The organism is Burkholderia sp. EMB26, from assembly GCF_024730645.1.
Classification (GTDB): Bacteria; Pseudomonadota; Gammaproteobacteria; order Burkholderiales; family Burkholderiaceae; genus Burkholderia; species Burkholderia cenocepacia.
The window spans coordinates 2,387,843-2,400,873 of the sequence record NZ_CP078071.1; the positions used below are offsets into that span (position 1 = coordinate 2,387,843).

Genomic DNA, 13,031 nt, shown 5'->3' on the forward strand with positions numbered 1-13,031 from the left:
GCCCGCACCCTCTCAACCCTCCCGAAAAATCCCGTTATACGCACTCAACGCCGGTGCCCCGCCGAGATGCGCATACAGCACTTTCGACCCCGGCTCGAATTCCCCGAGCCGCACCTTGTCGATCATCCCGTGCATCGATTTCCCTTCGTAAACGGGATCGGTCAGCATGCCTTCCAGTCGTGCGCACAGCCGAATCGCTTCCAGCGTGCCGTCGCTCGGCAGCCCATATTCGGGCCCGCCGTAACGCGTGTCGAGCACGACGTCCTGTTCGACGATATCGCGGCCCAGCCCCACCAGCTCGGCCGTATGCCGCGCGATGCGCGTGATCTGTTCGCGTGTCTGTTCCGGCTTCGCCGATGCGTCGATGCCGATCACGCGGTCCGCGCGTCCGTCGGCCGCGAAGCCGACGACCATCCCGGCCTGCGTGCTGCCCGTCACCGAGCAGACGACGACGTAGTCGAACTTGAAGCCGAGCTGCGCTTCCTGCGCCCGCACTTCTTCCGCGAAGCCGACGAATCCGAGCCCGCCGAGCGGATGCTCGGAGCAGCCGGCCGGAATCGGATACGGCTTGCCGCCCGCCTGTCGCACGCTCTCCATCGCTTCTTCCCAACTGCGGCGAATGCCGATGTCGAAACCGTCGGATACGAGCCGCACGTCGGCGCCCATCATCCGCGACAACTGGATGTTGCCGACCCGGTCGTACACCGGATCTTCGTAGTTGACCCAGTGCTCCTGCACGAGCACGCATTTCATCCCGAGATGCGCGGCGACGGCCGCGACCTGACGCGTCTGGTTCGACTGCACGCCGCCGATCGACACGAGCGTGTCGGCGCCCTGCGCGAGCGCGTCGGGAACGAGATATTCGAGCTTGCGCGTCTTGTTGCCGCCGAATGCGAGGCCGCTGTTGCAGTCCTCGCGCTTCGCATACAGGTCGACCTTGCCGCCGAGATGCGCGCTCAGGCGCTTGAGCGGCTGGATGGGCGTCGGGCCGAACGTCAGCGGATAACGGGGGAAGCGTTGCAGATTCATCGGCGGGGCTCCGGAAGGGGAACAAGGCGGGAAATCGGATCGTTCGGGCGCGGCCGGCAGGCCGTGCGCCGATGACGAAAATGATAGGCAGAAGCGCGGGAAATGAGCTTGCGAAATGAATTGCGTCGACCTATTTTGTCGACGTTGATAATTAAAAATAAACAATTCTGATTCGTCAAACAGGAGATTGGCGCAATGAAATTAGATCGCGGCAGCGCATCACCCGCTGACGCCGCACCGGCGCTCGACCGCATCGACCGCGCGATCCTGCGGCAACTGCAGCAGGACGCGTCGATCTCGAACGTGAGCCTCGCGGCGAAAGTGAAACTGAGCGCGCCTGCGTGCCTGCGGCGCGTCGAGCGGCTGAAGGAAATGGGGCTGATTCGCGGCATCGTCGCGCTGCTCGACCCGAAGCCGCTCGGTGCCGGGATGCTGGTCGTGATCGGCTTCGTGCTCGATCGCTCGACGCCGGAAACGTTCGCCGCGTTCGAGAAGGCCGCGCAGAAAGTGTCAGGGTGTGTCGAATGCCATGTCGTGACCGGCGAATTCGACTATTTCATGCTCGTGCGGACGCGCGACAACGACAGCTTCAATCGGCTGCATGCCGAACAGCTGTTGTACCTGCCGGGAGTACGGCAGGTGCGCTCGTTCATGGTACTCAAGGAGATCCTGTCGACGCATGCGCTGCCGGTATAGCGGATGACGCCCGCGCGTGGCCGGGCGGACGCTTCCGGACGAAGCGGCGTCCGGCCGAGTCCGCATCGGCCCGCGTGCACGGATTGCCCAGGCGGCAGCGACGCTCTTCCGATCGCGCGGAAAGAGCGGGCTGGCCGCGCGAACGGGCCCGGCCGCGCTGTCGCGCATGCCATGCCGCTTGCACCGTCACGACGCCGCCCGGCGCGATCGCGTATGCTCGTCCCGTCATCTCGGCGAAGGCCGCAGGCGCCGCCGCCGGATCAATCGACGACCGATCAACGAGCGAGGGCATCATGGCAAGACAGACGATGGCGGAATACCTGGCGAAGACGCTGGCGGCAGCGGGCGTCGAGCGCATCTGGGGCGTGACGGGCGACAGCCTGAACGGCCTGTCGTTCAGCCTGAGCCAGATCGGCTCGATCCGCTGGATGCACACGCGGCACGAGGAAAGCGCGGCGTTCGCGGCCGGCGCCGATGCCGCGTCGACCGGGCGGCTCGCGGTGTGCGCGGGCAGTTGCGGGCCCGGCAACCTGCACCTGATCAACGGGCTGTACGACTGCCACCGCAATCACCAGCCGGTGCTCGCGATCGCCGCGCACATTCCGTCGACCGAGATCGGTCTCGGCTATTTCCAGGAAACCCATCCGCAGGAGCTGTTCCGCGAATGCAGTCACTTCGCCGAGCTCGTGACGAACGCGTCGCAGTTTCCGCGCGTGCTGGCGCGGGCGATGCGCACCGCGATCGAGGAGCGCGGCGTGGCGGTGATCGTGCTGCCGGGCGACATCGCGCTCGGCGACGGCCCGGACGAGGCGCCGGCGTGGAGCGAATCGGCGCCGCCGTCGATCCTGCCGGCCGATGCCGATCTCGACCGGCTCGCAGCGCTGCTCAACGGGTCCGACGCGGTCACGCTGCTGTGCGGCAGCGGCACGCAGGGGGCGCACGACGAAGTGGTCGCGCTGGCCGACACGCTCGGCGCGCCGGTCGTGCATGCGCTGCGCGGCAAGCAGTTCGTCGAATGGGACAACCCGTTCGACGTCGGGATGACGGGGCTGATCGGTTTCAGTTCCGGCTATCACGCGATGGAGTCGTGCGACACGCTGCTGATGCTCGGTACGGATTTCCCGTACCGGCCGTTCTATCCGACCAACGCGAAGATCGCGCAGATCGACTGGAAGGGCTCGCAGCTCGGCCATCGCGCGCCGCTCGCGCTCGGGCTCGTCGGCACGGTGAAGGAAACGATCGCGGCGCTGCTGCCGCGGTTGACGCGCAAGACGCAGCGGCGCTTCCTCGAGAATGCGCTGAAGCACTACGCGGCCGCGCGCAAGGGGCTCGACGATCTCGCGGTGGCCGAGCCGCCGGGCCGCGCGATCCATCCGCAGTACCTGACGAAGATCATCGACGAAGTCGCGGCCGACGATGCGATCTTCACGGCCGACGTCGGCACGCCGACGCTTTGGGCGGCACGCTACCTGACGATGAACGGCAAGCGGCAACTGCACGGCTCGTTCAACCATGGGTCGATGGCGAATGCGATGCCGCAGGCGCTCGGCGCGCAAGGTGCGCATCCGGGGCGGCAGGTCGTGTCGCTGTCGGGCGACGGCGGGCTGTCGATGCTGCTCGGCGATCTGCTGAGCGCGCGCCAGCTCAAGCTGCCGATCAAGATCGTCGTGTACAACAACAGCCTGCTCGGCTTCGTGTCGATGGAGCTGAAGGCGGCCGGCTATCTCGACACGAACGTCGACCTGAGCCCGACCGACTTCGCGGCGATCGCGAAGGGCGCCGGCATCTTCAGCGTGCGCGTCGAGCATTCGGAGAACGTCGAACACGCATTGCGCACCGCGTTCGAGCATGACGGGCCGGCGGTGGTCGACGTCGTCACGTCGAAGTACGAGCTCGCGATGCCGCCGAAGATCGAGCTCGCGCATGCGAAGGGCTTCAGCCTGTTCATGCTGCGCGCGATTCTCAGCGGGCGCGGCGACGAGATCGTCGAACTGGCGAGAACCAACTTGCGGTGACGGTGTATCGCGCGTCGTGCGGCGAGCGTGACGCGCGGTTCGCAGGCGGGGCTGTACCGCCCACTTGCGCACGGTTTCGATGAACGGCGGGAACAACGATATGGCGGCCGAAGTGCTGACCCCATTTCGGCCGCCGTACCCATGAGGACCGCACTCGCGCCGCGATCGACACGGCGCTGCGGCAGGCCCGGTTGGTCGACGCGCGTTATCCCGCGCACTCGCGGCCGCGCATCGATGATGGCTCGGCAATCGACGGCCGATCCGGCACGAATTGGTCAGGAGAATCAGGGTCAATCTTCACGTCGTCTTAAGTTTGCGTTTCCTAGAATCGATTGATCGTCGCGTGTCCCGCGGCGGACCGATTCGCCCAGGAGGATGCGCATGAACCTTGCCCGTGTCGCCGTAGCCCTGTCCCGCGCAGTCGTCGGCCTGTCGCCGCCGACCGCGCACGCGCCGGAGGCCCGCCTATGACGTGGCCGAACGCGTGGCGTGTCTCGGCACTGTTCGTGCGCGAGTGGGTCGGCCGGCCGGCCGCGGTCGGCGCGTTGTGCCCGAGTTCGCGGCATCTGGCGCGCGAGATGGCCGACGCGGTGCCGGATGGCGACGGGCTGGTCGTCGAACTCGGCGGCGGCACCGGCGCGATCACCGCGGCGCTGCTGGAACGCGGCGTCGCGCCCCGGCGCCTCGTCGTCGTCGAACGCTCGCCGGCGTTCGTGCAGCATCTGCGACGGCGCTTTCCCGGTATCTCGATCGTGTCGGGCGACGCACGGCAGCTCGAGCGGTTGCTGCCGCCGGGCGCGACGGTCGACGCGATCGTGTCGTGCCTGCCGCTGCGCACGCTGCCCCGTGAAGCCGTGGCGGCGATCGTCGGTCAATGCCATCGCGTGCTGTCGGCCGACGGCGTGATGATTCAATTCACCTACGACCTGCGCCCGCCAGGCCGTCATCCGCTCGGCGACTCGGCATTCGTTGCCAGCGGCAGCCGGATCGTCTGGGCCAATCTTCCACCTGCACGAATCGTCACCGTGCGCTGCGCCGCCGCATACGCCGGCTGAGCCCGGTCGCGCGGGGCGCCCGGACGCGGTGCCTCGTTCCATCCTTTCATCAGCCATACCGATCCTTCCAGTTTCCATTCATCTTGCCGTCACATCGGCTTCCTACCATCGCCTTTCATTTCGAAAGCATCAACGGCGGGGGAGATCGGCAACATGAATCGAATCAAAATGGCGGCGCTGCTGTGTGCCAGCGCCCTTGCGCTGGCCGGATGCGGCAGCGACGACGGCCCGACCAGCTCGACGCCCGCCCCGGTGAAGACGGCGGCGCGCAACGTGATCTTTTTCCTCGGCGACGGGATGGGGATGACGACGCTGACGGCGGCACGCATCTACGGCGTCGGTGAAGACGGCGCGCTGACGATCGATACGTTGCCGGAATCCGCGTTCGTGAAGACCTATTCGAACGATGCGCAGGTGACGGACAGCGCGCCGTCGATGTCGGCGTACATGACCGGCGTCAAGACCAACAACGAAGTGATCTCGATGTCGCCCGACACGAAGGCGATCGAGCCGAGCGCGGGCCTCACCGGCAACTGCGGCGCGAACAACGGCAAGTCGGTGTCGACGCTGCTCGAAATCGCGAAGGCGAACGGGATGGCGACCGGCGTCGTGACGACCACGCGCGTCACGCACGCGACGCCCGCCGCGACGTATGCGCACGTGTGCCACCGCGATGCCGAGAACGACATCGCCGCGCAGCTCGTGCCGGGCGGCGCGGGCTACAACGGCGCGCTGGGCGACGGCGTCGACGTCGTGCTCGGCGGCGGCGCGCAATTCTTCGTGCCGAAGGACGGCGGCGGCAAGCGCACCGATGGCCGCAACCTGGTCAACGAGCTGAAGGCGAAAGGCTACGCGTTCGCGCAGAACCGCGACGACCTGCTGGCCGCCGATGCGACGAAGCGCGGCAAGCTGGTCGGCCTGTTCGCGTCGAGCCACATGAGCTACGACCTCGATCGCGGCGCGACCAGGGAGCCGAGCCTCGCCGACATGGCCACGCGCGCGCTCGACGTGCTGCAGGCCAACCCGAACGGCTATTTCCTGATGGTCGAGGGCGGCCGGATCGATCACGCGCTGCACGACACCAATGCGAAGCGCGCGCTGCAGGACACGATCGCGTTCGATAACGCGATCAAGGCGACGCTCGACAAGGTCCGCAAGACCGATCCCGACCTGACGAACACGCTGATCGTCGTCACGGCCGATCACGATCACACGCTGGTGCTGAACGGCTATGCGGCGCGCACCGGCAAGACGGAAGCGGGCAAGCCCGGCGTGCTGGGCGTGCTGCGCAGCTACCAGACGGGCGCGATCGCGAAGGACGCGGACGGCGCGCCGTACACGATCATCGGCTTCGGCAACGGCGAGAACCGCGTGCAGGGCAGCCGCGCGGGCACCGCGCTGACCGATGCGGTGACGGGCGCCGACGACTATCGCCAGGAGGCGGTCGTGCGAATGGACAAGGGCAGCGAGACGCACGGCGGCACCGATGTGTTCCTCGGTGCGATCGGTCGCGGCGCGGATGCGTTCCACGGCGTGATCGAGAACAACAGGGTCTTCGAGCTGGTGCGCAACGCGGTGCAGCTTTGAGCGCCGACAACACGGGTACAGGGGAATACAGGATGTCGACCATCAAGTGCATCGCGGCGGCGCTGGCCGTCGCGGGTTTCGCGTGCGGCGCGGCGCAGGCCGCCGGCCAGGCGAAGAACGTGATCTTCTTTCTCGGCGACGGCATGGGGCCGACGACCGTGACCGCGAGCCGGATCTACAAGGTCGGCGAGTCGGGGCAACTGACGATGGAGAAGCTGGCCCGCACCGCCCGCGTCAAGACTTTCTCGAACGACGCGCAGACGACCGACAGCGCGCCGTCGATGGCCGCGTACATGACCGGCGTGAAGATGAACAACGAAGTGCTGTCGATGTCGTCCGACACGCGCGCGGTCGCGCCGGGCAGCGACGTCAACGGCAACAAGACCGTCAACCATTGCGCACCGGGCAACGGCCAGCCGGTCGCGACGCTGCTGGAACTGGCGAAGGCGCGCGGCAAGGCGGTCGGCGCGATCACGACCACCGAGCTCACACATGCGACGCCGGCCGCGACCTATTCACACATCTGCCATCGCGATGCGCAGTACGACATCGCCGCGCAGGCCGTGCCCGGCGGCGCGGGCTACAACGCGGCGCTCGGCGACGGCGTCGACGTGCTGATGGGCGGCGGCCGCAACCACTGGACGCCGTTCGATCCGGTGTCGAACAAGCGCGGCCGTGCCGACGGGCGCAACCTGCTCGACGAGATGAAGGCGAAGGGCTACACGGTCGTCGCGACCCGGGATCAGCTCGCGCAGGTCGGCAACGGCAAGCTGGTCGGTCTCTTCAGCTCGACCAGTCATCTCGAGTACGAACTCGATCGCGTCGCGGGCAAGGGCGAAGGGCCGACGCAGCCGAGCCTGGCCGACATGACGTCGAAGGCGATCGACGTGCTGTCGAAGAATTCGAACGGCTATTTCCTGATGGTCGAAGGCGGCCGGATCGATCACGCGCTGCACGGCACCAACGCGAAGCGCGCGCTCGAAGACACGGCGGCGTTCGACGAAGCGATCCGCGTCGCGCTGTCGAAGGTCGACCTGACGAATACGCTGATCGTCGTGACGGCCGACCACGACCACACGATGACGATCAACGGCTATTCGAAGCGCGGCAACCCGATTCTCGACATCAGCCGCAACTATCGCGACGGTCAGCCGAGCAAGGATGCCGACGGCAATACCTACACGACGCTGGTGTTCGGCAACGGCGCCAACCGGCCGAACGTGCGCGCGTCGGTCGATTCGGCCACCGCGATGAACGAAGCGTACCTGCAGGAAGTCGGCGTGCGGATGGGCAGCGCGGGATCGGAGACGCACGGCGGCGGCGACGTGATGCTGTTCGCCGACGGCGCGGACGCGAAGGCGTTCAAGGGCACGATCGACAACACGAAGGTGTTCGGTCTCGTGCGCTCGGCGTTCGGCTTCTGAGCCGGGTGACGTCACGATGAAACGTCAGCTTCTCTGCGTGCTCGCTTGCGGGTGGGTGTCACTGCCCGCGGTGGCCGCCGCCGATCTCGACGCCGTGCTGCAGCACGAAAGCCGCACGGTCACGGCCGACGGCGTGACGCGCACGACGCTGTATCGTGAACGGATGGTGCGGCGCGACGGCCACGTGTGGGTCGAGCGCGTGCTGCCCGCGGCGGCGGCCGGTGGCGAGCATGGCGACGATCACGGTCATGACCACGATCACGATGCGGGCCGCCGCGCCGGGGTAAAACCGGCCGCGGCCCACGCCGGCCACAAGCATTTCAACTTCCAGGCCGCCGCGCGGCACGTCACGTACGACGGCAAGTCGGCTCGCATCGAGTACGTGAACGTGGCGAACCGGACGGTCGTCAGCGTGCCGCCGGCCGAGTACGAAACCACGGGCTTCGACGGCTCGTGGGACAACGCGTACTACGTGACGCCGCCGTCGCAGTTGAAGCGGCTCGCGGTCGCCAAGCGCGGCGACGCGCCCGGCACCGTCTGGTACGAGCAGGCCGTGGACACGCCCGGCGCGCGCGGCGCGAACCGGATTCTGTGGAGCGAGCGGTTGCAGGCGCCGCTGTCGGTCGAATACCGCAGCGCGGACGGCCGCGTGACGCGCAAGCTGACGTTGACGCCGGCGCCGGCCGCGCGGCGGGACCCGTTGCCGTGGCAGACGCTCGCCGGCTATTCGCGCAAGGAATACGCGGACTATCTCGATTGAGCGACGCGGCGCAAGCGGCGCTTGCGGTCGGGCCGGCCGGTATCGTGCAGGCGATACCGCGTGGCCCTGGCCGCTTCCGCCTTGTTCGCCGCGACGTGCGGGAAGCTACACGCGCGCGCTGTCCGTCACTGGCGCCGCGGGCCGCGACGCCGCACGCTTGATGAAGCGGTCGAGCGGCGTCGCATAGCCGCGCGCGATGACCGCACTCACGCCGGCCGACAGCGCCAGATATGCGACGAGCAGCACCAGCTTGCCGTCGCCATGCGTGGCAGACGGCGGCCAGAACGTGCGCAGCGTGCCGAGCACGATCAGGTGGAACAGATACAGCTCGTAGCTGAGCCGGCCGCTCCAGCGCAGCGGCGCGAGCAGGCGACCGCGAGCGGAGGCGCGTTCCGCATGGGCGCCGATCAGCAGCACGGCCGTGCCGAGCGCCATCGCGGACACGCCGAGCACATGGCTTTCGGCGATCGGCCACGCGAGATAGAGCGCGGTCATCAGTGTCGCGACAAGCCACTGCACGGGCGTGGCTGCAAGCTTGCGCCATTGCGCGCGTTCGGCGAGCAGCGCGGTGCAGCAGCCGATCGCGATGCCGTCGAAGCACGCGAAGTACGCATAGAGGAACCCGCCTTCGTCACCCGGATGCGTGTAGCGGTACACGGGACCGATCGCGGCGATCAGCAGCCAGAACGCGAGCAACCGCGTGTCGCGATGCAGTGCGATGCACAGCAGCGGAAACGACAGGTAGAACACCTCTTCGACCGACAGCGACCACAGCACGCCGAGCGCGTAGTTGACCCATCCGTACGCGCCGATCAGCACGTTCATCCAGAACGTGAGCGACGCCAGATTCACGAGCCAGTACGACACGGCGATGCCCTGCGGCGCGTGGTTCGCGAAGATCGGCACGCCGGCCGCCGCGAGGCCGTTGACGAGCGCGAGCAGCAGAAGCAGGCACGGGACGATCCGCGCGATGCGCGACACGTAGAACGCGCGCACGTCGAGCGCGCCGAGGCTGCCCCAGCGGCGGCGCGCGTTCGACGTGATCAGGTAGCCCGAGATCGCGAAGAACATCGTCACGCCGTAGTTGCCGTTGCGCACGATCGCATGGATCGTGTCCCAGCCGGGCACGCGCGCGAGCGCGGTGTCGCGCAGCGAATACGCGATGTTGAAGTGATGCAGCAGCACGAGCAGGATCGAGATGCCGCGCAGCAGGTCGATGCGGGCGTTGCGGGGCGCGGCGCTCATTGCGGCCGGGCCGGTTCGGCGAGCGTCGGCAGCGCCGCGAGGAACGTGTCGCGCGCGCGCAGGCCGGCATTCGGCGTCTGCCGCGCGTCGTCCTGGATCAGGTTCGCGAACACCAGCGTGCGCGCACCCTGCGTCGCCCAGCCAACGAACCAGCCGTATGCGTGTGCGGCGTCGTACTGGATACCGGGCGAGCCGGTGCCGGTCTTGCCGTGCACCGTCCAGCCGCCCGGTTGCGCGTCGATCAGCGTGATGCGCGCGATCATGTCGTACGCGTGCGCGCTGACGGGCAGCGTCCGTTGCGCGATCCTGCGCATGAACGCGACCTGTTCGAGCGGCGAGATGCGTAGCGACGCATTGACCCACGCGCCCATCACGCCGGGCCGTTCGCCCTCGTTGCTGGTGACGTCGGCGTTGCCGTAGCCGAACGCGCGCGTGTACTGCTGGAAGCGCGCCTGCCCGAGCGCCTGCGTGACCTGCTGCGAATACCAGAAGATCGACAGCTTCATCCAGCGTGCCGGGTCGGTCGGCTCGCGCCACGGCGCCCCGCCCCAGTCGGGGTAGCCGGCATGGAAATCGAGCGTGGGCGTGTGCGCGTCCTTCAGCACGCCGGCGTCGAAGCCCATCAGGCCGATGGCGACCTTGAACGTCGATGCCGGCGTCACGCGGGTCGTGCAATCGCCCTGCTGCACGAGCACCTTGCCGGTGGCGGCGTCGGCGACGACCGTGCAGACGGGATGGGCGCCGGAAGACGCGGCGGCCAGGAGGCCGGCGAAGGCGAACAGCGCATGGCGCCAGGGCTTCAAGTGCAACTCCTTGGAAAGGTGCGGAAGGTGCGCGGGGCGGGCGGGAAGCGGCAGGCCGTGCGCGATCGAAGCCGGCCGCCGGCATCGGTGACATCGATCGAGGCCGTCGGGACGGCTCACAGTGTATCGGCGGATCGCCGGCTGTCGAGCTGTCATGGTTGACGGGGCACGCGCGACGGCCGAGCGGCCGTATCACGTCGTCAAGACGGGCCAGCGCCCGGCCGGCATGCCGTTTTTTGCACGGGCACACCGTTTTTTTGCACGGCGTTTATATGGTCCCTTCTAAGCTGGGGACGTGTCGAACAGCCGGGACGGCTTCCGTCCGCGCCATGACCTTCATTCATCCCTTTCCCGCGTTCGATGTCGCCGGCCGCCGGTTGCGCGCCGGCCCATCCGGCGACGTCGTACCGTTCCCACCGCCGCGCCCGCGCCTGCAACTGCCGGTCACGCTGACGGCCGGCTCCGCCGCGGCCGCGCACGCCCGGCTTGCCGCATTGCTGCATTCCCCGCTCGGCGTGTACGTCGTCAGCGCCCGCGCGGTGCGCAACGTGATCCACGTGCATTTCGACATCGCCGCGGAAGATCTGGATTTCACGCTGCACACGCTGATCGCGCAGCAAGTCGATGCGGTAATCGGGCCGATCGCGCGCCGGTTGCGGCTCCCGGCCGACGCCCGCTGAGCCGGGAACGGCGATTGCTTGGCTAATCCGCCGCCGATTCGCCGGCCGCGGCGCTGTTCGCCGGCTGGCGACGGTGGACGTTTGTGCGCTGCGTCGAACGCGGCGCGACCCCTGAACAGGGAGGGCCCATGTACCTTACGGAAGAAGTGCGTGTTGCGCGCCCGGCTGCCCGTCGCGCGCATACCGCGGCGTTGCCGTCGGGCAGGCAGCTTGCCCGGCAGTTGACGGTGACGGTTCGCGCGGCGGACGTGCTGCTGCGCCAGGCGATTCGCGTGCCCGATCGCCATCAGTGGTCGGTCGATGCCGAACGCGTCGACGCGGCCGGCGGGCCGCTCGCCGCGTGGGATTCCCACGTGACGTTCCGCATCGTCAAGGCATTCGCACCGGCGTTCGATGCGGACGCGTGTGCGGCCGACCCCGATCAAGCGGCGGTCGAGATCCGATTGTTTCTTCCCGAACAGGCTTACGTCGCCGAACGGCGTATCGGCATCTTCGGCCGCCGGCACGGCCAGCGGTTCAGCGCGACGCTGTCGGTCACGGCCGGCTCGCAGTGGGGCGGCCGGCGCAGCGAGCACGTTCCGCCTGCCGGGCGGCACGTGCACGGCGACACGCTCGAAGCGCTCGTCGATACGGTGGCCGGCATCGTCAACGCGGCGTTGCGCGCGGCCGGGCATGGCGCGACCGGCCATCGCTGACCTTGCTGCGAGCCGGCGCCGGCGTGCTCACGCGTCGCCGGTCTGCCCGGTCTGCCGCTGCAGGTCTTCCATCAATTGTTCCGCGAGGAAGTCGCACGGCGGCCGTTTCGACTTGGTGCTGCGCGCGAGGATCAGCTCGAGCGGCGGCAGGTCGGGCAGCCCGTGCGAGCGGCCGAGCATCGACAGTTGCGCGGGAATCGCGCAGCGCGCGAGCGGCGCGACCGCGAGGCCGGCCTCGACCATGCTGAGCAGCCCGAGCAGGCTCGGGCTTTCATACGACGTGCGATAGGGGACTTTCGCGCGTTCGAGGCTGCGGATCGCGTTCTCGCGCGCGACGCTGCCCGGCATGAACACCGCGATCGGCAGCGGCCGTTCCTCCCAGACGCGCGGCCCGTTCGTCATCGCGGCCCACGCCATCGGCTCGTGGCGGATGAAATCGCCCGACAGCCCCTTGATGCGCGTGCCGCACACGAGATCGACGGTGCCCTCCTTGATCAGCGGCGCGAGCGCGCTGCTCGGCAGCCCCATCACCTGGATCTCGACCTTCGGGTAGGTCGCGGAGAATTTCTTCAGCACCGACGGCAGCAGCGACGACGCATAGTCGTCCGGCACGCCGATCACGACCTTGCCGGTCACTTCCGGCCGCACCACGGCCGCCCATGCCTCGTCGCGCAACGCCAGCATTCGTCTGGCGAATCCCAGCAGCACCTCGCCCTCGCGCGTCAGCACGATGCTGCGCGGCTTGCGCACGAACAGCGGCCGGCCGATCGCGTCCTCCAGGCTCTTGATCTGCATGCTCACGGCCGACTGCGAGCGGTTCACGGCCTCGGCCGCGCGGGTCATGTTGCCGGTTTCCGCGACGGCGACGACGGTGGCCAGCACGTCGTGATCGAGCATCTTCATGGGTATCAGGAAAACTGAACGTAACGATCAGCATTATGCGTTTTTATTGTTGCTGTGTGTCTGCCATAGTGCGATCACGCTGGTGTTTCGCCCCAGGGCGGCGCGGCGTTCAGGCCGGTTGATCCGGCGTGCAGCACCG

General features: G+C 68.1%; 12 protein-coding genes. 8 read left to right on the forward strand and 4 right to left on the reverse strand.

The features are described from left to right. Window positions 1–12: 12 nt before the first annotated feature. Window positions 13–1,029, reverse strand: a complete 1,017-nt coding sequence (locus tag KU887_RS27405; protein ID WP_077217962.1) for a 1-aminocyclopropane-1-carboxylate deaminase — start codon at window positions 1,027–1,029, stop codon at window positions 13–15. 195 nt (window positions 1,030–1,224) lie between these two features. On the opposite strand from KU887_RS27405, the gene KU887_RS27410 reads away from it, so the two are divergent. From KU887_RS27410 to KU887_RS27435, 6 genes are all read left to right on the forward strand, one after another. Next, window positions 1,225–1,725, forward strand: a complete 501-nt coding sequence (locus tag KU887_RS27410) for an Lrp/AsnC family transcriptional regulator (protein WP_023476957.1) — start codon at window positions 1,225–1,227, stop codon at window positions 1,723–1,725. Between the two features lie 293 nt (window positions 1,726–2,018). After that, window positions 2,019–3,740 carry a ubiquinone-dependent pyruvate dehydrogenase gene (gene poxB, locus KU887_RS27415; protein WP_258256272.1) on the forward strand — a complete coding sequence of 574 codons (1,722 nt, stop codon included), beginning with the start codon at window positions 2,019–2,021 and terminating at the stop codon, window positions 3,738–3,740. A gap of 467 nt (window positions 3,741–4,207) precedes the next feature. Beyond that, the gene (locus KU887_RS27420; RefSeq protein WP_080324173.1) at window positions 4,208–4,795 is read left to right on the forward strand and encodes a class I SAM-dependent methyltransferase; all 588 of its coding nucleotides are present in this window, start codon (window positions 4,208–4,210) and stop codon (window positions 4,793–4,795) included. 153 nt (window positions 4,796–4,948) lie between these two features. Then, window positions 4,949–6,382: an alkaline phosphatase gene (locus tag KU887_RS27425; RefSeq protein ID WP_080330850.1), complete on the forward strand. Its 1,434-nt coding sequence runs from the start codon at window positions 4,949–4,951 to the stop codon at window positions 6,380–6,382. A 32-nt stretch (window positions 6,383–6,414) separates the two neighbouring features. Continuing rightward, entirely contained in the window at window positions 6,415–7,806 is a 1,392-nt protein-coding gene (locus tag KU887_RS27430; RefSeq protein WP_258256276.1) for an alkaline phosphatase, read from the forward strand. 16 nt (window positions 7,807–7,822) lie between these two features. Beyond that, entirely contained in the window at window positions 7,823–8,566 is a 744-nt protein-coding gene (locus tag KU887_RS27435; RefSeq protein ID WP_258256277.1) for a hypothetical protein, read from the forward strand. 105 nt (window positions 8,567–8,671) lie between these two features. On the opposite strand, the gene KU887_RS27440 is transcribed toward KU887_RS27435, so the two are convergent. Continuing rightward, window positions 8,672–9,811 (reverse strand): acyltransferase, encoded by a 1,140-nt coding sequence (locus KU887_RS27440; RefSeq protein WP_258256278.1) that lies wholly within the window; start codon window positions 9,809–9,811, stop codon window positions 8,672–8,674. After that, a complete protein-coding gene (blaOXA, locus tag KU887_RS27445; protein ID WP_258256279.1) occupies window positions 9,808–10,614 on the reverse strand; it encodes an OXA-1043 family class D beta-lactamase in 807 nt (268 codons plus the stop codon). The genes KU887_RS27440 and blaOXA overlap by 4 nt, the downstream gene beginning before the upstream one ends. Before the next feature lie 329 nt (window positions 10,615–10,943). On the opposite strand from blaOXA, the gene KU887_RS27450 reads away from it, so the two are divergent. Together KU887_RS27450 and KU887_RS27455 are read left to right on the forward strand one after the other, a co-directional pair. After that, entirely contained in the window at window positions 10,944–11,294 is a 351-nt protein-coding gene (locus KU887_RS27450; RefSeq protein ID WP_034202867.1) for a hypothetical protein, read from the forward strand. A 128-nt stretch (window positions 11,295–11,422) separates the two neighbouring features. Then, entirely contained in the window at window positions 11,423–11,989 is a 567-nt protein-coding gene (locus tag KU887_RS27455) for a hypothetical protein (protein ID WP_006492966.1), read from the forward strand. 27 nt (window positions 11,990–12,016) lie between these two features. On the opposite strand, the gene KU887_RS27460 is transcribed toward KU887_RS27455, so the two are convergent. Continuing rightward, window positions 12,017–12,892, reverse strand: a complete 876-nt coding sequence (locus KU887_RS27460) for a LysR family transcriptional regulator (protein WP_006485479.1) — start codon at window positions 12,890–12,892, stop codon at window positions 12,017–12,019. Window positions 12,893–13,031: the final 139 nt, after the last annotated feature.